Origin of the sequence: Streptomyces malaysiensis subsp. malaysiensis (genome assembly GCF_040653035.1) — a bacterium.
Lineage (GTDB): Bacteria > Actinomycetota > Actinomycetes > Streptomycetales > Streptomycetaceae > Streptomyces > Streptomyces malaysiensis.
Window position 1 is genome coordinate 239,085 of the sequence record NZ_JBEZNG010000014.1, and the last position, 19,035, is coordinate 258,119.

A 19,035-nucleotide genomic window follows, 5' to 3' on the forward strand; every position below is an offset into this window, starting at 1 on the left:
ATGTCGCCGTTTCTGTGCCGTACTTTCCCGGATGAGTGGGGACCGGTCGTGCTGGTCGGGCTGGTTGTGCCAGCCGTGCTGCTCAGGGGTGGGAGTGGAGGTCGGGCCGCCGGTCCGTCGCGGAGGCGGGAGCGGAAACGGGCGAGGAGCCGGGCGCCGACTGGCCCGCGGTCACCCCGCCGTCGACCGAGAGGGTCTGCCCGGTCACATAGGCGCTCGCCGGGCTCGCCAGCCAGACCGCCGCCGCGGCGACCTCCTCGGGCAGGCCCATCCGGCCGAGCGGCGCCCGGCTCGCGCGGGCGTCGAGTTCCCCGGGGGTGCGGTACAGCGCCCGCAGCATCTCCGTGTCGGTCGATCCCGGGCTGACGGCGTTGACCCGGATGCCGTGGGCCCCGTACTGGAGGGCCGCCGAGCGGGTCAGTCCGACCACCGCGTGTTTGGTGGCCGAGTACAGCGGGCTGCGACTGTGCCCCTGGTGCGAGGCGACGGAACCGCAGTTGACGATCGATCCGCCGCCGGTGTCCAGCATCGCCCGGACCTGGTGCCTGAGACACAGCCAGGTGCCGCGCAGATTGGTCCCCACAACGGTGTCGAAGTTCGCCGCGGAGTCCTCGTGGAGCAGCCCGAACGCGCCGAAGACGCCTGCCGAGTTGAACGCCGCGTCCAGTCGCCCGAAGGCGGCCACGGTACCGTCCACCAAGGCCGCCACCTGGTCCTCGTCCGCGACGTCGCACACCGTCGCGCGGGCGCGCTCCCCGGGGAGCCCGGCCAGGGCCAGACTCTCCTCCAGGGCGGCCCGTCTGCGTCCGGCGGCCACCACCAGGGCGCCGGCCGCGGCGAAGCCGGCCACCGCCGCACGGCCGATACCGCTGCCCGCGCCGGTGACCACCACCACCCGGCCCTCCAGCCCTGCCGCGTTCGCGTCCATCGTCGTCCCTTCCCTCGGCTCAGATGTGCAGGCCGCCGTTGACATCGAGGACCGATCCGGTGGTGTAACCGGCGTCCTCGTCGCACAGATGCACCACCGCCGCCGCGGCCTCGGCGACGGTGCCCAGCCGTGCGGCCGGGGTACGGCCGGCGATGGCCTCCCGACGTGCGGGCTCCATGCCGTCCCAGGCCGCCGCCACCCGCTCGGTGGCGATCGGCCCGTGGGCGACGGCGTTGACGACCACTCCCCGGGGCGCGAGTTCGTACGCGCACTGCTTGGTGAAGCCGATGACGGCCGCCTTCGCGGCGACGTAGGCCGCGTTGCTGAAGTGGGTATAGGTCCGGCCCGCGATGGAGGCCAGGTTGACCACCCGGCCGTGCCCGCGGTCGGCCATCGCCGGTGTGCAGAGCCGGGTCAGGGTGAAGGTCCCCAGCAGGTTGGCGCTCAGGGACCGCCACAGGTCGGTCTCGGTCAGCTCGGCCACCGGGATCGACCGGGTGTCCCCGCCCACGCCGTTGACCAGGACGTCCGGCAGCTCCGCCGCGCTCTCCGCCACCAGCCGCACCATGGCGCCGGTGTCCGTGACATCCGCGCACACCGGCACGCCGAGGCCGTCGGGCAACTCCCGCGCCACGGCCCGGACGGCCTGCTCGTCCCGGTCGATGAGCACGACCCGGCATCCCCGGGCGGCCAGTCGCCGGGCGGTCTCGGCGCAGATGCCCGAGCCTGCGGCTGTGACCCAGGCGATGCGGCCGACGTGCTGCCGCGGCGCCGCGCTCGTCTCGCTCATCCCCTCACTCCCTTTCACGCCGGCACCCAGGCCCGGTCGCCGGTCTCCCAGCGCGCGTGCTGACGGCAGCGCTCCAGCAGCGCCCCGGTCGGGACCAGCCCGATGCCCTCACCGGTGAGCGGCGGCGCCAGATACCGCGCGCGGTCGACGCGGTAGGCGGGTTCCGTCAGCTCCGGCGGGAACCACTCGTCCTGTCGCCCCGCCTCCACCGTCACCGCGCCGGCGAGGACGGTGCCCAGCAGCCGGCCCGCCGCCCACAGCGGCCCCACTTCCCCCACCTGCACGCCGAGCTGGAAGCCGAGGCCCGCCTGCCGGGCCCGCGCGGCCAGCCGGGCCGCCCGCAGCGGACCACCGCACTTGGACACCCGGATGTTGACCAGGTCGGCGGCGCCGGCCTCGGCAGCCCGCGCCAGGTCCGTGGCGTCCGCGAAGGACTCGTCGAGCATGACCCGCACCCCGTGCTCCCGGAGCCGGCGCAGTGCGGACCACTGTCGGGGGCGGGTGGGCTCCTCGATCCAGGAGAGACCGGCGGCGGCCAGCGCGGGCGCCGCCGCGAGCATCTCCCCGACTTCCCACGCGGCGTTGACGTCCAGGCTCACCGATGTGCCGGGCGCGACCCTGGACCGTACGCCGGGCAGCCGCCGCAGGCACGCGGCGACGTCCGGGGTGGCCTTGACCTTCACGTGGGTCAGCCGCTGGAGCGTGGCGGGCGGCAGTGCGTCCAGCATCGCCGCCGGGTCCCGGCTCAGGTCGGCCACGAGGGCCACCGGGACGGGACCGGGACGTGGCCGCAGCATGGCGCCCGGCAGACCTGCCCGGTACAACGCCTCCGAGGCCGGCCGGCCGTGGAGCCGGCACACCGCGTCCAGCAGGGCCGTCTCGAGGGCGGCCGCGGCGGCGGGTGCGGGGCCGCTCGCCCCGCCGAGCTCCGGCAGATCGAGGGCCGCGAGGGAGGCGAGGGCCCCGTCCAGGCTGCCCGAGTCGATCCGGGCCACCAGCCCGGGCAGATCGAGCCCCTCGAAGGCGCGGAGCACCCCGGGCACCGTCTCCCCGGTGACATAGGGGCGGGGTGCGGCCTCGCCCCAGCCGACGGCGCCGTCCAGACGGAGCCGCAGCAGGACCGACTCGGAGCGGTCACGGGCCCGGCCCGCGTGGGTGAAGGGGCGGCGCATGGGGACGGCGGCCTCGTACACCGTCGCGTCGATGTTCATGGGGCGACGCTCCCGGCGGGACAGGAGTCCCTCAGCGCGACCTCGACCAGCCAGGACCAGTACGCGGTACGGGCCTCGCTGAACTCCAGGAAGTGCCGCCGCACCGGGAAGCTCCGCTCCACGGACTGCGGAGCCAGCCGCGCCAGCACCGCACGGGCGGCACCGAGGTCGATGATCGGGTCGCTCTGCGGCACGGCGAGGTGGACCGGGCGCCGGGTGACCGGGCCGGGGGCCGCCGCGTAGCCGTCCTCGAAGGCGACCATCGCGGCCCGGGTGCGCAGGGTGGTCTGCCGGAGCATCAGATGGTCATTGGCCATGAAGGCCAGGTACGCACGGCCGTCCGTATAGTCCTCGTCGGCCAGCGGGACCGGGACCCGCTCGGTGCCGGTCAGGGCCCGCAGCGCGCCGAGTCCGTCCGCACCGTGCCGGGCGCGCTGCTGCCCCAGTGCGGGGGCGCAGAACACGAACGCGTCGGCCGCCCGGAGGTCGCCGCGCGCCAGCAGCGCGGCGAGCACGCTCCCGCCCAGGCTCTGGCCGACCACGGTGAACGGCAGCTCCGGTGAGCGGTCCCGGACGTGGGCGAACGCGAGGGCGTAGTCGTCCAGTACGGTCCGCGCGTCCGCGAGGTCTCCCCGGGTCCCCCCGCTGCGCCCGGAGCCGCGGCGGTCGACGGCGTACACTCGCACGCCCCGCTCGGCCAGGGCGGGGCCGGTCTCGAAGAGCCAGCCGGCGTGGCTCTGGATGCCGTGAAGGTAGAAGACGGCCGCGGCGGGATCGGCCGGTGACCAGTGGTGGACGGCCAGGGGGGTGCCGTCGGGGGCGGGCAGGTCGAACACGTCGTGGTCGATCACCGTGTGGTGGGTCACCGTGCGCTCGGGCACGCCACCCTCCTTCCGGGGTCGGGGCGGTACCGGGACCGGGAGGCCGGACGCTCAGCGGTGCGGCGGCTCAGTGGCCGGCAACGGCGGGGACGGATTCGGCGTCCTCGCCCAGCACCGGGTAGTTCCCGGACTCCCAGCCCCGGATCAGCGCGTCGGCGACCAGTTGGGCGAACTCCCGGCGCCCCGGCAGCGGAGCGCCCGCCGCCACATGGAAGGCGCGGGCGTCCTCCCAGCGCCGCCGCCACTCGGCCGCGTCGGTCAGCTCGCGCGCCGGGTCCCGGCGGCTGCGTACGGTGATGTTCGGGAACCACGGCCGGTCGCTGGGCTGGTCGGCCCGGAAGTAACGGAAGTCGAAGCTCCAGCGCAGCGCGTCCGAGGTGTTGACCCGGGAGCCGTGTGGCAGCCGCTTGTGCAGCAGCACCAGATCGCCCTTGCGGACCGGGATCGGCACCGCCGCCCGTTCCAGCCGCGCCACGGTGTCCGTGTCCATCGGCCAGGGCAGCAGCTCGTCGGAGCGGTGGCCGCCGGGGACGACGGTGAGACAGCCGTTGCCCTCGTCCACGTCACCGAGCGGAATCCAGCAGGTGATGAGGGCGGTGTCGTCCGACTCCGGTATCTGGGTCATGGCGTCCTGGTGCCACATGGTCGGCGCGTACATGGTCTCGCCCTTGCGGCCGCCGAACGCCGTGGGTGTGTCGCGTACCGGCAGCTTCAGCCGCACGTGCTGGTTGGGGCTTGCCTTGATCTCGTCGCCGACCAGGCTGCCCACGACGTCCAGCACCTTGGGGTTGCGCAGGAGGCCCAGGACCGCGGGGCCGGTGTGCAGTTCGCTGTCCGGCCGAAGGTAGGTGAACGGCATGTGGGGCAGGGTGATGTCCAGTTCCGCCAGCAGGGAGGCGTCGAAGCCGGGCAGCCCCGCCAGCGCCACGATGTGCTCCGGGAACGGCAGCGCCCCGTACTCCTCGCCGCCGCTCAACCGCCCGGCGACCCGCCAGGCCGCGGCCCGCTCGGTGAGCGTGTCGGTGTACTCCCGACGTACGGCGGCGAAGTCCGGCTCGGCCAGGACGCCGCGCACCACCACGTATCCGTGTTCCTCGAAATGTGCCAGGTCGGAGTTGCTCAGCACCATGCCCAGGTTCCTTTCGCGGATCTGTGGATGTCGCGGCTTGGAATTCCGGCTGTCCGGTCTCCGACGTCGGGGCGATCGTGGTGGTCGTGGCGGTCGCCCCGGTCTCTGCGGTCGTCGCGGCGCCGCTATGCGCTCGATCCGGCGACGGCGGCCGGTCGGCCGGTCGGGGACAGCTCGTCCAGCTCCCGCAAGAGCCGGCCGTCCCGTTGCAGCCAGTAGTGTTTGACCTGCGCCGAGGCGATGCCCTGTCGGCTCCTGCGCTCGGCCAGGTTCCGGAATGTCCCGGGAGACAGCGCACGCACCCGCAGGGGGCGCAGCCGGCCGGTCCGGCGCTTGTCCTCGTACTCGGAATTGACGTCGCACAGCGCCGCCTCCGCGCGCCGGGCGAACTCGGCGGTACCCATGGCCTGGAGCGGGCGGGGCCACTCGACCGTGAGCACGTAGTACGGAGGGGTGTCCCAGACCGGTACGGCGGAGAAGACGGGCGGGGACATGCCGTCGCCGTGCGGGAGGGCCCGGTGGACGGCGGCGAAGAAGTCCTGTTCGGTGAGTTTCTCGCCGGTGAAGGAGCTGACCGAGCCGCCCCGGCCGGCGAATTCGAGCCGGGGAAGCTCCCCGACCCAGCCGGCCACCCGGTACACGTCGCCCACGTCGTACCGGTAGAGGCCATTGGCCTGGCTCATGACCAGGCGGTAGGTGCCACCGGTCGACAACTCCGCGAAGGACAGGGTCTCTTCGTCCGGGGTCAGGGGCGATCCGTCGTCGGACTCCGGGCACGGTACGAACTCGTACACTCCCTGTCCCACGGCCAGCGGGCCGGCCGAAGGGTGGGTGTCGACGGGAAGCGTGACGATGCCCTCCGTGCCCGTCGTGCTGAACGGGATGACGGGCACGTCCGGGGCGATGCGTTCCAGCCAGCCTTGGTAGAACCGGGCCGAAGCCGATCTCCAGCACACCAGCAGCGACAGATTGGGCCACAGATCCGGCAGCAGCAGGTCGCCGCCGCCGAAGTCCCGTAACGCGTCGAGCCGCCGGGCCAGCGCCGGATCGGGGCGCAGCAGCGGGTGCGGGGCGCCGAGCAGCGTTCCCTCCCGCACCTCCCGCACCAGCCGTTCGGCGGAGGCGCTCAACTCCGCGGCGAGCGCGGTGATCTTCGACGGGTTGACGGCCACGATCAGCCGTACGTCGCGGTCGACGAGCAGCCGCAGCTTGCGGTAGAGCCCGGTGGCGGCGTCGGAATCGTCGCCACCGGTGAACCAGGGGACGTCGTACCAGGGTGGGGTCCAGTCGCGCTCGCCCACCGAGGCCGGCCGCCCCGTGACGCTGTACACGGGGAACCGGCCGGAGCCGGCCGGGGCAGGGCTGCGCTCCCAGGACAGGTCCAGCACCGCGCCCTCGTAGAGCGAGGTCAGGCCCAGGCGCTGGAAGTACAGCCCCCACTGGGCGTAGAGCGCCGGACCGCGGTAGCGGTTGCGCCAGTGGCGGGTGGTGGGCACCAGCTTGGGACGGCCCGAGGTGCCCGAGGTCTTGAGGAAGGCGTACGGCTCACTGCGGGTGAGCACTCGGCTCTCGCCGGTGAGTTGGCGTTCGATGTAGGGGCGGACGCTCTCGTAGTCGCGGATCGGGACGGCGGCTTTGAAGTCGGCGAGGGTCCGGGCCGGCCCCAGCCCGTGTTCGTCGCCGAACGAGGTTCCCGTGGCCTGCCCGAGCAGGTCCCCCAGGACCGCCTCGGCGACCGGGACGGGATCGGCGCAGAAACGGCGCTGCCGGGCCAGGGCCCGGCTGGTCCGGCGGATGAATCGATCGGGCTCCGAAGCCCGTACCACCTCAGTTCCAGCCCGAGGCGTCAGCGGGAAGGCGGCATGACGTCGAGAAAGTTCCTTGGCGCACAGTGAAATCTCCCACCTGCGGTGACCGCGAACGAGAAGCCGCTGGACAGAGCCAGGGCCTGATCATTCAACAGGAGCCACACTCCGTCATCCGGAGCACTGGAGTCCAGCCCATTCCGCTGTCATATTCTTGCCTGCCGGATTAGGTCAGTGTCCGAGGGGACCGATGAAGGGACTGTTCAAGATGTCAGACCTGGCTGATTTACCCTGGTCGGACGGCCTTCATCTGGACCCCGACGGCGTCAGCGCGTTCCTGCGCTCTGTCGACCGCGGATGGTTCGACGAGGGCGCCCTGCGCGAGGAGGAAGACCTCCCGGCGGCCGAGGTGGCCCGCATACGCACCACACTTCTCGCCCTGAAACTGCTGCGCCCGGCCGCGACGGACCCGCAGCGGCTGGAGCCGAACAGCCCCGGGCGCGCGGCGGCCGAGGTCGTCAGCCCCGTCCACGAGACCGTCTACCGACTGCAACGCGAGGCCAGCCGACTGCAAGGCACGCTGCTCTCCCTGGAATCCGCCTACCAGCAGCACGTCCGCTCGCGCGACGACACATCGCTGGAGGTGATCGACGACTGGACACACGTCCGCGCCATGATCGCCGAGCAGAGCTGGTGTGCGACGACCGAGGTGCTGGCCATCCTGCCGGGCGGCCTCCGGACGGCGGAGACCCTCGCCGAGACCCTGCCGCGCAATCTGGCCATGCTGGAGCGTGGGGTCCGGCTACGTGTCATCTACCAGCACACGGCCAGGACCAGCCAGGTCACCCGCTCTCACGTAACGTCGATCAACGCCGCCGGCGGACTCGTCCGTACGGTCGGCCATTTTGTGGAGGGCCTTGTCGTCTTCGACCAGGAGACGGCCTTCCTGCCCACCCGCACGGACGACGGCACGCCTCCCGGCGCGGCGGTCGTCCGTTCCGCGAAGGTGACACGATTCCTGGCCGCCGTCTTCGAGTACCTGTGGGCGGAAGCGTCGCCGTTCCTGCCCAGCGTCATGGGATACGCCGACGCCACCGGGGACCTCCGCTCGGCGGTCGCACGGGTACTGGCCCAGGGCCTCAAGGACGGGGTGGCCGCCCGCCGACTGGGCATGTCCGAGCGGACCTTCCGACGCCATGTCTCCCATCTGATGACCGAACTGAACGCCACGAGCCGTTTTCAGGCCGGGGTGTTGGCGGCAAGGGCGGGGTTATTGGGGGCGGAGGGGGATGGGGAAGAAGAGACCGAGGCCGAGACATGAGATCTTCGCGGTGCGACTGTCGTTGTCTTTTCGATCTTGGTGGTGGCGGCTGCCGGTACCGGGCTGGATGCACGGCCGGGGGCGGCCGACCGGAGGCGTACTGCCACCGCACAATGCTGGACGCGATCGGCTACCTCGTAGGGGGGTAACGCACCCGGCTGGGGGAGTGGCGGCAGTGCGGGTCACCGCACATCACGGGCTACGGTGCGGCGGTCACGTATCGGACGTCGGTGTCGATCTTGGCGTGTTCGCCGTCGCTCCTGATGAAGAGGGTGCCCGGCGCGTGACCCTGGATCGTCGCCGTGCCGGCGTTCAGCTGTCGTACTTCGCCGGTCTGAGGGACACCGGCGTCCACCCAACGGCCGCCTTCGAACCGACGCTGGCCGTCCTTGGCCGTGGTGTTCTCGCGATCAGCCTGGAAGGTCACGTTCAAGGTGGTGTCCCGGTCCCACCAAAGACTGTCGATGTACACGTCGTTGTTGTCGCATGTGGTGCCCGGCTTGGCACTCACGGGGGCCGTCTTGCCCTTGCCCGACGCGACATCGGCTACGGTCACCGTGGCGCAGGCGTCTTCCTGGTTGCCCGTCAGCGCCACCTGGGTGCCGTCGGGGCTGAAGACGGCCTCGTCGATGGAGTCCGGTCGATCCGGGCGCAGTCGGCGAGGCTTGCCGTCGGGCGTCACGAGGTACGCCTGCTTGATGACGTCGAAGCCCGTCTTGGAGGTCTCCGGATACGCGGCGAGCGCGGCGCCGTCGGTGCCTGCGATCAGCTGTGGACTCACCCGCTGGTCCAGGAAGCCGTCCTGAGTGGGCAGCGTGACGTCCGTCCGCCGTGGGCGAGGCGACGCGTCGGCGAGGTCTGTGATCACCAAATGATGGTTGCCGTCCAGCCAGGCGATCCGGCTGCCACCGATGGGAGCGACGATCTGGCACTGGCATTCCGACTTGCGGTCGCCGCACCCCTTGCACGGCACGGACTTGGTCTTGCCGTTGGCCACCGAGACCGCGACGACCTCGTCGAGGAAGGACGGCATGGTCAACGCATACCGGCCGTCGGCTGTGAAAATCGGACGGTCGGCGAGCAAGAGAGGCGCGCTGTGGCCGACCTTCTTGTTGCCGTTCATGACGACCATCTGGCTCTTCGTCTGCCTCCAGTCCTCGCTGATCTGGACTTTCAGGTATGCGAAGACGCCCGCCGAGGCCAATGGCGAGGTCGGGGACTTGGACGGGGCCGCGTCCCCGGTCGACCCTCCTCCCGAACATCCGGCCAGCACAGCGGTCATCGCCACCACGACCACACCAAGCATGACTCTGCGCATCGGCATCGCGCACCCCTCCAGAGCAGACCACGCGAGGCTAACCGAGTTGCTCGGGACCCCTCCCGAGCCAGGACGAACAGCGCTGACAGGCAGCGCTATCCCACCCGCCGACTACGGGACGGCAAGACGGTGGCGACACACCCGTGGGCGGCCGCAGGCGGTGAAGTATGTTGCTGACGAGGCCGCTGGGTGCTGGCCCGTCGTAGCCTGGCCCGCCCCGAGGAGATCGCTTACCAATCGCCCGCAAGGGAACCGACTCAAGCGAACGACTGGGCCAGGGCACGGTATTAGTCACCGCGGAGATAACGGCTGATCATATCCACTAGTTCATTCTCGAATGTCTCGACAGGGATGGTTTGGGGGGCAGCCATGAGTTTGTGCGTGTTTATCTCCACGGTGAACACGGTCAGTTCGGCTGCGGTATCGAGGTCTCTTACGCGGACGTCCGGGTGGCGGGAGAAGACATCGCGCACCTGCTCGACGCGGTGTTTGCCGTGGCGGTCGATTGTGTCGAGCAGTTCCTGCGAGAGGGGTGCCTCCTCGATCATGATCCGCAGCAGCTGCGGATCGTCACGGTGGTTGTCGATCGCATCGCGGACCAGTGCCCGCACCATCTCCTTGAGGCTCCCGGCGGACAGATCGAGCTGGTCGGCCTGCGTCCACGTGCCACGGTCGATGTGCCGCACCAGCAGCTCGGCCAGGATGGCGTCCTTGTTCGGGAAGTACTGGTACAGCGAGCCGATGGAGATGCGGGCGCGTTCGGCGATGCGGTTGGTGGTACCGGCGGCGTATCCGAGCTCGGCGAAGATGTGAGCAGCGGCGGTGAGAATGCGCTCCCGGGTGAGCTCGGCGCGCACTTGCCGGGGCTTGCGACGTGGCTGAAGGCGACGGTCGGCCGACGGCATCTGGAGGTCCTCCTCGAGGCGTGAAAAGCGAGTAGCCAGAGAGCTGAGCTATTGCTCACAATAGTGCCATGAGCTGCGGAAACAAGGCCATGTCCGATGTGGTTGGTGTGTCGTGATCCCCGAGGTGCACCTACCCGAGTCGCGCACGATGATCACGCTGGAGGTGCGCCGCCGAGAGTTCCTCACGCCGGGCTTCGCGAGCATCACCCTCAAAGGCCCAGCCCTACGGGACCTGGTCCTTGCCGACAACGACCAGGCGGTTCGTCTGTTCTTCCCACGCGGGGCACAGACCGCGTTGCGGATGCCGACCATCTCGACCGGGCTTGGCACCCAAACGCTGGGTGGATGGCCGTCGCGCCTCTGTGGCGCGGGCTGCCGCTGGATCGGCCGCGCGAGCGCCCACCGTCCCCGCGCGAGGCCGCACGCTGGATCACCTTCGGTGCGCTTGCCGGGCGGGCTGCTGTCGCGCGCCAACTCCGCAACCGGACAAGCCGGATGACGCCCGAGAGCGAGAAATGGAGGCCAAAATCCAGACCTCGTACGCTGTAGGCATGCCTATCAAGCCAGGAACCCTCACCGCCAAGGGGCGAGAGACCCGCCAGCGCATCGTTGCGGCCGCTGCGCAGCTGATGTTCGAGTGTGGTGTGGCGGACACCACCGTTGAGGACGTCCGAGCGCAGGCCCAGGTGAGCAATTCACAGGTCTACCACTACTTCGCGGACAAGGCGGCGCTGGTGCGCGCGGTTATCGAGTACCAGACGGATGCTGTTATAGAGCCCCAGGAGCAGATATTTGCCCGGCTCGACACGATGGAGTGCCTGCGTGAGTGGCGTGATTTCGCCGTGGCCCGCCAGCGCGAGTTGAACTGCCGTGGCGGCTGCCCGATCGCCTCGCTGGCCGGACAGCTCGCCGAGCACGACGAGGTGGCGCGGCTCCAGCTCTCCCACAGCTTTCTGCGCTGGTCGGCAGGGCTTCGCGCGGGGCTGGTCGCCATGCACGCCAAGGGCGGGCTGCGCCCTGGCGCGGATCCGGAGGCGCTGGCCCTTTTCCTCCTTGCCTCGTTGCAGGGCGGACTGCTGATGACCCAGCTCGACCGCGACACCAAGCCTCTCGAGACGGCGCTCGACATGGCACTCGCCTACATCGGATCGCAGACCCTGGCATAACCCGCTTCCGCGCGTCCGGCTCATCGGACGAGGATTGGCATTGCGATGCCAATCCTCAAGGGCGACTCTGGACCGTGCATGCCACTACTCGGCAGTGCTCACCAACCAGAGGGATAGCCATGGCCACCACTCCGATCGCCGACCAGGCCGCCGCGCTACAGGCAGGCATGGCCCAGCAGGTATCGGCGGAGCTTCGCGCGCCGTTCGCCGAAGAACTCAAGCAGCTCGCCGCGGCCGGAGTCCCGGCCGGTATCGCCCGGCCGGGCGAGGAACTGCCCGACGCCGGTCTGCTGGACGTGCACGGTCAACCAACGACGCTGCGCGGCACGCTCGCCGGCAGGCCCGCTGTGATCGTCTTCTACCGCGGCGCATGGTGTCCGTACTGCAATCTGGCGCTGCGTACCTACCAGTCCGAGCTGGTCGGGCCGCTGGCCCAGCGGGGCGCCGCGCTGGTGGCGATCAGCCCGCAGAAGCCCGACGGTTCGCTCACGATGCAGCAGAGCAACGAGCTCACGTTCACCGTGCTCTCCGACGCGGGCAACACGCTCGCCGGACGCCTGGGCATCCTCACTGAACCCACGGAGGCAGCCAAGGCGTCCCAGGCGGCGCTCGGCCTCGACGTCGCCGCGCTGAATGCGGACGGCGCGGCTGTCATCCCGATGCCTACCACCGTCATCGTGGACACCTCCGGGACGATCCGCTGGATCGACGTCCACCCGAACTACGTCAGCAGAAGCGAGCCGGCCGAGATTCTGGCCGCCTACGACGCCGCGCTCTGAGCCCGCGACAAGTGCCCGGGGTCTCGGTGAGGACACCGTGCTTCGAACCGTTGTGGTTGGCGCCCAGCACGCGTAGGCCACCGACCAGGACGGTCGTCTCGGGGGCGCTGAGGGTGAGCAGGTCGGCCAGGGAGACCTTCCTGGCGCCGGAGTTGAACTCGCCCTGGATGCCCTCGAGGGTCCGCAGGACCTGCGCGAGCTCGTCGGGGTTGCTGACCTCCCAGCCGCGCTGCGGCTCCAGGCGGATCCGGGCGCCGTTGGCGCCACCGCGCTTGTCGCTGCCGCGGAAGGTGGCGTTCCGCGACGGCCGACGCCCGATGCCCGACACCGACGGGCCGGGACCCGAGGTCGGGGTCATGGGGAGGCCAGATGTGAAGCCGGCGTTTCCGCACCTGGCGCGGCGTCGGGCTCAGCACCGGACTCGGCCCCCTGTACGCCGCGTTCGTGGGGGTTGAGTGCCAGGAAGGCAACGGCTGCGAGGACGCTCCCGACGACCTGCGAGAGCAGGTAGATCCATAGCGAGGACCAGGAGAACAGCCCGGCGATGGAGCCGCCCACGGCGACGGCCGGGTTGAACGCTCCTCCGGAGATACCGCCCACCGCTATGGCGCCTGCGAGCACGGTGAATCCGATGGCCAGACCGTAGAAGGAATTGTCCGGGTGGCTGCTGCTCGTGGCCACATTCAGCACGACGTAGGCCAGGGCGAAGGTGAACAGCACCTCCACCAGCAGCGCCGCGCCGAGCTGCCGTCCCGACAAGGAGAGGGCCGTCACCTTGTCCGGGTCGACGACCCAGCGGGCGATCAGCGCTCCCACGGCGCCTCCCACAAACTGCGCCACCACGTAGGTCGCCGCGTCTGCCGCGGTGATCCGTCCCCGCAGGAGGACGGCAAGGGTGACAGCGGGGTTGTAGTGGGCACCCGAGACATGACCCCCGGCGTACACCATCACCATCAGGACCCCGCCGATCGCCAGCGGAGCCAGGGGGGCTTTGGTGAGCACCGCCGCTGCGATGGTGAGGACGAGGAATAACGTGCCGATGAATTCAGCGACGCACTTACGCAAGATTCTCTCCTTTGAAGACTCGGGTCGCGCAGCGGATCGAGGGTGTGGTGCCTTGCCGTCGCGATACGCAGGACCTCAGAGCCTGAGACCACGTCAGGGCGTGGACGAACGACCTGCTTGCCTGGTGCAACACCGTAGGGACCGATTGGACGGCAGCCCACCGGTCGAGCCCTTACGAAACGCTGACGTACGGCACGCAGCGGCCGTAGCGGGAGACTGGTCAGCGGGCGCCGGCCAACCAGGCGTCGGTGGGCTTCGACAACGGGCCGCCGCCGCGCCCTGGGGGAAAGGGAGGCGTGGCGACGGCCCTGGCGTCCGGCGGTGTGGGGTCGAAAGCCGCCGGACGCTTGGGAGTCCGGGGTGGACCGGTGGGCGGCCACCCCGGGGGCTCAGAGCAGTGCCTCGGCGGTGATGGGCAGTTCGCGGATCCGGCGGCCGGTGGCGTTGAAGACCGCGTTGGCGATGGCGGGTGCCACTCCGACGATGACGATCTCACCGAGGCCCTTGACGCCGATCGGGTCGGCCTCGAAGTCCTCGCCCTCGATGTAGATCGCCTTCATGTCGGGCATGTCGGCGTGGGTGGGCACGAGGTAGTCGGCGAGGTTGGCGTTGACGATCCGGCCATCGCGGTGGTCGGTGACCGTGTGCTCGAGGAGGGCCTGACCGATACCGCCGGTCATTGCCCCGATGGCCTGGCTGTCGGCGAGTCTCGGGTTGATGATCCGGGCGGCGTCGTACACGCCGACCATGCGCCGGACCCGCACCAGGCCGAGGCGGGCGTCGACGGCCACTTCGGCGAACGTCGCGGCGTAGGCGTAGAAGGAGAACCTCTCCCGTTCCGGCGCCCCGGCGTATGCGCCGAGCGCTTCGAGGTGGGTGCGATCGTTGCGGGTCAGGAGCCGCTGGTACGTCTCGCCGCGTGTGGGCTCGTCCTTCATGTGCAGTCGGCCGCCGCGTACCACCACATCGGTGGGATCGACGCCGTACAGCGGTGAGCCCTCGTCCTTGACCGCAAGCGTGATCGCCTGCTTGCGCAGCTTGTCGCAGCCGTCCTGGACGGCGGATCCGACACTGGCCATGGTCCGCGAGCCGTTGTGGCCAGGGGCCGGGGGCATGGTGGAGTCGCCGAGCCGGAAGGCTACCTGACGCATGGTCAGGCCGAGGGCGTCGGCGGCGACCTGGGTCATGGACGTGGCCGTGCCGGGGCCCATGTCGCTGGTCGAGGACTGCACCAGGGCGGTGCCGTCGGCGTCGAGCCTGACCGAGGCATGGGCCTCGCTGCGCGCGGTGTCGTAGACGCCGGCGGCCATTCCCATGCCGATGTGCCAGTCACCGTCACGCGTCGAGCGGGGCCTGGGGTTGCGCCGGTGCCAGCCGAACTCACTGGCGCCCACGCGGTAGCAATCGCGCAGCCGGCGGGTGGAGAAGGGCAGCCCGGTGGACTCGTCGCCGGCGGGTTCGTTGCGCAGTCGTAGCTCGATCGGGTCCAGGTCCAGTTCGTGGGCGAGCTCGTCCATCGCCGATTCGACACAGTAGGTGCCGCTGGAGTAGCCGGGACCGCGCATGAACCAGGGCGTGTTCACGTCCAGCGGGACGTGACGGTACACCTGGCGGACGTTGGGCGTGCTGTAGAGCATCCGGCCGGGATCGAGCACGCCTTCGCGGTGCCGTTCGTAGCGGGAGGTCTCGGCGCGGACATCGTGCGCGGACGCGGTCAGGCGGCCCCGCCGGTTGCCGCCCAGCCGCAGCTCGTACTCGTATGCGGGCCGGTACCCCACTCCGAAGTACGTCTGCCGGCGGGTGAGTACGAGTTTTACCGGGCGTCTCACCTCGCGGGCGGCCAGAGCCGCGATGGCGGTGTGTACCCAGGTCCGGCCGGCGCTGCCGAAGCCGCCGCCGACGGCCGGCGAGATGACGCGGATCTTGTCCGGCGGCATGCCGAACTCGCCGGCCATGGTCGTCACGGTGCCGCCCACCCACTGGGTTTTCTCCCAGAGGGTGAGTTGGTCACCCTCCCAGCCGGCCACGGTACCGGCCGGCTCCATGGGATTGTGGTGGTTGCGGGCCATCCGGTACGTCAGGTCCAGCTTGACGTCGGCGGCTTTCAGGGCCTCGTCCGCGTCGCCGCGCGCATAGGTCTCGGGATCGCCCGCGGGTTCGGCGGCGCCTATGTCGGTCGAGGGAGGCTGGGCGTCGTAGGAGACCTTCACCAGGCTCGCGGCGTGCTGTGCCACCTCCAGCGTGGTCGCCACCACGACCGCGACGGGCTGGCCGAAGAACCGGACCCGTTCGTCCTGGAAGGGGCGCAGCGCCTCACCCGGTGGGAATCCCGGTGCACGGGGTGGCAGCTTGGGTGCGTTGAGGTGGCTGATCACCTTCAGGACGCCGGTCTGGCCTTCGGCGGCGCGGCTGTCGATGCCGGTGATACGGCCGCGGCCGACACTGCTGTCGACGACGACCGCGTGCACGACCCCGTGGGGGTTGTTGTCTCCGGCGTACTTCGTTCTCCCGGTGACCCTCAGCCGCGCGTCGACACGGGGTGCCGGCGCACCGACCGCTGCCTGTGGCTGGCTCATGTGATGCCTCCCAGGGTGCGCAGCTGGCGTTCGACGGTGCGTTTGAGCAGTTCGGCCTTGAAGCCGTTGTACTTGAGGGGGCGCGCCCCGTCGGTCGCCTGTTCGGCGGCCTCGGCCCACAGCCGGTGGGAGGGCCGTTCGCCGATGAGATGGCGCTCGACGGCGGGCAGCTTCCACGGCACGGTGCCGACACCGCCGACGGCGACCTTAGCCTCGCGGATGACGCCGCCGCCGATGCGCAGCGCGACCGCGGCCGAGGTGAGCGCGAACTCGTAGGACTGCCGGTCGCGCACTTTCAGGTAGCCGGATGTGAGTGGGCGCGGGTGGGCCGGGATCTCCACGCCCGTGATCAACTCACCTGGAAGGACGGCCTGTTCGCGGTTCGGGGTGCTGCCCGGCTGGAGCAGGAAATCGCTGAAGGGCACGCTGCGTTCGCCGTCCGGGCCCAGCAGATGAATGGTGGCTTCCAGAGCGGCGAGGGCGACCGCGAGGTCGGAGGGGTGCGTGGCCACGCAACTGTCGGAGGTGCCGAGGATCGCATGGCTGCGGTTGTAGCCTTGCAGCGCGGCGCAACCGGAGCCGGGCTCGCGTTTATTGCAGTCCGCGGTCACGTCCCGGAAGTATGTGCACCGGGTGCGCTGCATGATGTTGCCGCCGATGGTGGCCATGTTCCGCAGCTGGGCGGACGCGCTCAGCTCCAGCGCCTGCGAGATGACGGGATACAGGGCCCGCACCTTGGGGTGGGCGGCGGCCTCGGACATTCTGACCAGGGCGCCGATGTGCAGGCCCCCGCCTTTGGTGACGGTGGTGTCGCTCAACGGCAGGGCACTGATGTCGATCAGCGAAGCAGGGCGTTCGACGGTCTCCCGCATCAGGTCGACGAGGGTGGTGCCGCCGGCGATGTAACGTCCGCCACGCCGACCTGCATCGAGGGCTTCCCGCGTGTCCGCGGCCTTGGTGTAGGTGAAGGGATGCATGGGAGCCGGCCCTCACTTTCGTCCAGCGGTCTGCTCGACCGCGCGCACGATCTTCACGTAGCAACCGCAGCGGCACAGGTTCCCGCTCATCCACTCCCGGATCTCGTCCGCGGAGCCGGTGTGGCCCTCCTGGATGCACCCGACGCCGGACACGATCTGCCCCGAGGTGCAGAAACCGCACTGGAAGGCGTCCTGGTCAATGAACGCCTGTTGCAGTGGATGCAACTGGTCGCCCTTCTCCAGACCCTCGATCGTGGTGACCTCGGTGCCCTCCAGTCGCACTGCCAGCGTCAGGCAGGAGTTGACCCGTCGCCCATCGACCAGGACCGTGCAGGCGCCGCAGGCACCGGCGTTGCAGCCCTTCTTGGAACCGGTCAGGTCCAGGTGCTCGCGCAGCAGGTCGAGGAGCGAGGTGCGGTTGTCGATCGCGACGGTGTGCCGGACGCCATTGACCGTCAAGGAGACGCGGCTGCTGGGCGCCGCCTCGGCAGCCACCGCAGCCTCGGTGCCGAGCGGAGGCAGCGGTCCGGCGACCAGGCCACCGGCCACCACCGCGCCCCCGACGGCCGTGCTCGTGGCAATGAAGGTTCGCCGGGACGGCTCGGAGGGGGACGCCAGGGGGTCGACGGGGGAAGTCACGGCTGTGTCGGGACGTTCGGTGGGCATGTCCACGCTCCCTCGGTGTGGGTACGGGTGGTCGTGAAGGGCGTACCGATGGCCGCGTCGATCGCGAGGGTGCACCGGTTACTCGGACGGACTGTTCCGTAACGGGTGGCGGCAAAAAAGAGCGGGCATTGGCCATCAGGGCGGATTGGCCGGCCTGAAGAGGGCCATTCGGCCGTAGCCCCGGTTGAGCCGCGGCATCGCCACGACCGAATCGGCTGGACGGGAGTGGCGGTGCCATGGGGGAGCAGGCGGTTGTCCTCGGCACCGACGTGCATGGAGTCATCGGCGATCAGGGCAAGGATTCGGGACACCCGCCCAGCCTTCACCACATGACTCGCGCTCATCCAGAGGTTGTTGTGCCATGCACGTTTCGTATCCGGCCGGCAGAACTCTGTTCTGCACAACGCGGCCCGGAGAGAGGATCAAGGAGACGACGACTACGCCGACCAGCTCGAGGCAGTGCTCGCGAAGATCCTGCTCGCCTGAGCGCACTGCACAAGCAGTTCGGCTCGCTCAGCCGACGCGGACCGTTGAGTGGAGGGCGTCCTTCGATGCGGCGTCGGCGGGCGTGTACACCGTGATCCGGACGTCAGAGCTCTTGGAGATCCACAGAGGGATGCTGTCGAAGGTCAACGGACCTGCCTCGGGGTGAACGTACTTCTTGACCAGTCCCGTACGTGGCTCCACATCGTGCCGTGCCCACAGCTCATCGAACAAGGCGATGCCTTCCAGGCGGCCGATGAGGTCTTTCCATGCCGGTTCGCCGACGTGCCGGGCGTAGGCGGCGCGGAAGTTCGCGACCGTCGTAGCTATGGTGTCCATATCGGGGTCGATCCGCGCCTGCCAGTCCTTGTTCGTGAACCGCAGCAGCAGGGCATTGTGGTCGGGCCTCGGGTAGAGATCCATGCCCATCAACCAGCGGTATCCCTCGTTGAACGCCAGGATGTCGAGCCGAGGGTTGTACACCGCGGCTGGGAGGGGATCCAGCTGGCGCATGACAACGTCGACGGTCTCAGGCAGCTCGGTGCGCAGCCCTGTATCGGAGGGCGCGACACGACCGGTCAAGGTGAACAGGTAGTCGAGCTCGTGGTGATCCAGCAGGAGCACGCGACCGACCGCGAGCAGTACCTGCTCGGAGACGTTGATGTCCCTGCCCTGTTCGAGCCAGGTGTACCACGTTGTGCTGACCCCGGCGAGATCGGCAACCTCCTCCCGACGCAGGCCCGTCGAGCGGCGGCGCTTGCGGATGACCAGCCCCCACTGCTCGGGGTCTATCCGCGTTCGTCGTTGTCGCAGGAACTCCCCAAGCTCGCGGCGGCGATCCATGCGGTGGGACTCCGATGTCCGCTCTTCCATCTCTGACCTCAACCCTTCGATGAAGCGGGTGGTGAAGGTACCGGCATAACCGCCGCCACCTTCACGTCTAGGGTCCGTCTTCAAACGGATCTTGCCCAGAGCAGGAATGCCGCGAGCGTGACCGCCGCTTCGTAGGAGACGGCGGTCTTGTCGTATCTGGTG

The 19,035-nt window shown here is 70.0% G+C and carries 17 protein-coding genes and 1 pseudogene; 4 read left to right on the forward strand and 14 right to left on the reverse strand.

Annotation, left to right across the window (positions count from 1 at the left end; all coding sequences use genetic code 11):
• Window positions 1–82 precede the first annotated feature (82 nt).
• The 6 genes from AB0E24_RS26635 to AB0E24_RS26660 form a co-directional block, all read right to left on the reverse strand.
• Window positions 83–928, reverse strand: a complete 846-nt coding sequence (locus AB0E24_RS26635; protein WP_359380637.1) for an SDR family NAD(P)-dependent oxidoreductase — start codon at window positions 926–928, stop codon at window positions 83–85.
• 19 nt (window positions 929–947) lie between these two features.
• A complete protein-coding gene (locus tag AB0E24_RS26640) occupies window positions 948–1,718 on the reverse strand; it encodes an SDR family NAD(P)-dependent oxidoreductase (protein ID WP_359380639.1) in 771 nt (256 codons plus the stop codon).
• 14 nt (window positions 1,719–1,732) lie between these two features.
• Window positions 1,733–2,929 (reverse strand): enolase C-terminal domain-like protein, encoded by a 1,197-nt coding sequence (locus AB0E24_RS26645; RefSeq protein WP_359380642.1) that lies wholly within the window; start codon window positions 2,927–2,929, stop codon window positions 1,733–1,735.
• Window positions 2,926–3,810 carry an alpha/beta hydrolase gene (locus AB0E24_RS26650; RefSeq protein WP_359380644.1) on the reverse strand — a complete coding sequence of 295 codons (885 nt, stop codon included), beginning with the start codon at window positions 3,808–3,810 and terminating at the stop codon, window positions 2,926–2,928. Before AB0E24_RS26650 ends, AB0E24_RS26645 begins: the two co-directional genes overlap by 4 nt.
• A 67-nt stretch (window positions 3,811–3,877) precedes the next feature.
• Window positions 3,878–4,939 carry a phytanoyl-CoA dioxygenase family protein gene (locus AB0E24_RS26655; protein WP_359380646.1) on the reverse strand — a complete coding sequence of 354 codons (1,062 nt, stop codon included), beginning with the start codon at window positions 4,937–4,939 and terminating at the stop codon, window positions 3,878–3,880.
• Between the two features lie 125 nt (window positions 4,940–5,064).
• Window positions 5,065–6,765 carry a GH3 auxin-responsive promoter family protein gene (locus AB0E24_RS26660; RefSeq protein ID WP_359380648.1) on the reverse strand — a complete coding sequence of 567 codons (1,701 nt, stop codon included), beginning with the start codon at window positions 6,763–6,765 and terminating at the stop codon, window positions 5,065–5,067.
• A gap of 247 nt (window positions 6,766–7,012) precedes the next feature.
• Between AB0E24_RS26660 and AB0E24_RS26665 the strand changes: the two genes are divergently transcribed.
• Entirely contained in the window at window positions 7,013–8,065 is a 1,053-nt protein-coding gene (locus AB0E24_RS26665) for a helix-turn-helix transcriptional regulator (RefSeq protein ID WP_159452434.1), read from the forward strand.
• Between the two features lie 199 nt (window positions 8,066–8,264).
• Here AB0E24_RS26665 and AB0E24_RS26670 read toward each other — a convergent pair whose 3' ends face one another.
• Together AB0E24_RS26670 and AB0E24_RS26675 are read right to left on the reverse strand one after the other, a co-directional pair.
• On the reverse strand, window positions 8,265–9,269 hold the full coding sequence (locus AB0E24_RS26670) for a hypothetical protein (protein WP_359380653.1): 1,005 nt from the start codon (window positions 9,267–9,269) through the stop codon (window positions 8,265–8,267).
• A gap of 401 nt (window positions 9,270–9,670) precedes the next feature.
• Entirely contained in the window at window positions 9,671–10,288 is a 618-nt protein-coding gene (locus AB0E24_RS26675) for a TetR/AcrR family transcriptional regulator (protein ID WP_069871954.1), read from the reverse strand.
• Between the two features lie 112 nt (window positions 10,289–10,400).
• On the opposite strand from AB0E24_RS26675, the gene AB0E24_RS26680 reads away from it, so the two are divergent.
• The 3 genes from AB0E24_RS26680 to AB0E24_RS26690 all read left to right on the forward strand — a co-directional run bounded on the left by AB0E24_RS26680 (window position 10,401) and on the right by AB0E24_RS26690 (window position 12,233).
• Window positions 10,401–10,787 (forward strand): siderophore-interacting protein, encoded by a 387-nt coding sequence (locus tag AB0E24_RS26680; RefSeq protein ID WP_359380656.1) that lies wholly within the window; start codon window positions 10,401–10,403, stop codon window positions 10,785–10,787.
• 52 nt (window positions 10,788–10,839) lie between these two features.
• On the forward strand, window positions 10,840–11,454 hold the full coding sequence (locus AB0E24_RS26685) for a TetR/AcrR family transcriptional regulator (RefSeq protein WP_359380659.1): 615 nt from the start codon (window positions 10,840–10,842) through the stop codon (window positions 11,452–11,454).
• A gap of 119 nt (window positions 11,455–11,573) precedes the next feature.
• Complete coding sequence (locus tag AB0E24_RS26690) at window positions 11,574–12,233, forward strand: peroxiredoxin-like family protein (RefSeq protein WP_359380661.1); 660 nt, start codon at window positions 11,574–11,576, stop codon at window positions 12,231–12,233.
• A 10-nt stretch (window positions 12,234–12,243) separates the two neighbouring features.
• Here AB0E24_RS26690 and AB0E24_RS26695 read toward each other — a convergent pair.
• From AB0E24_RS26695 to AB0E24_RS26720, 6 genes and pseudogenes are all read right to left on the reverse strand, one after another.
• A pseudogene (locus AB0E24_RS26695) lies at window positions 12,244–12,528 on the reverse strand (peroxidase family protein); the annotation flags it as partial.
• A 59-nt stretch (window positions 12,529–12,587) separates the two neighbouring features.
• Window positions 12,588–13,301: an MIP/aquaporin family protein gene (locus AB0E24_RS26700; protein ID WP_359380684.1), complete on the reverse strand. Its 714-nt coding sequence runs from the start codon at window positions 13,299–13,301 to the stop codon at window positions 12,588–12,590.
• A gap of 386 nt (window positions 13,302–13,687) precedes the next feature.
• A complete protein-coding gene (locus tag AB0E24_RS26705) occupies window positions 13,688–15,874 on the reverse strand; it encodes a xanthine dehydrogenase family protein molybdopterin-binding subunit (protein WP_359380664.1) in 2,187 nt (728 codons plus the stop codon).
• On the reverse strand, window positions 15,871–16,851 hold the full coding sequence (locus AB0E24_RS26710) for an FAD binding domain-containing protein (protein WP_093700376.1): 981 nt from the start codon (window positions 16,849–16,851) through the stop codon (window positions 15,871–15,873). The genes AB0E24_RS26705 and AB0E24_RS26710 overlap by 4 nt, the downstream gene beginning before the upstream one ends.
• Before the next feature lie 12 nt (window positions 16,852–16,863).
• Window positions 16,864–17,517, reverse strand: coding sequence for a (2Fe-2S)-binding protein (locus tag AB0E24_RS26715; RefSeq protein WP_359380668.1), 654 nt, complete (start codon window positions 17,515–17,517; stop codon window positions 16,864–16,866).
• A 513-nt stretch (window positions 17,518–18,030) separates the two neighbouring features.
• On the reverse strand, window positions 18,031–19,035 hold a 1,005-nt coding region (locus tag AB0E24_RS26720), incomplete at its 5' end, for a helix-turn-helix transcriptional regulator (protein WP_359380671.1).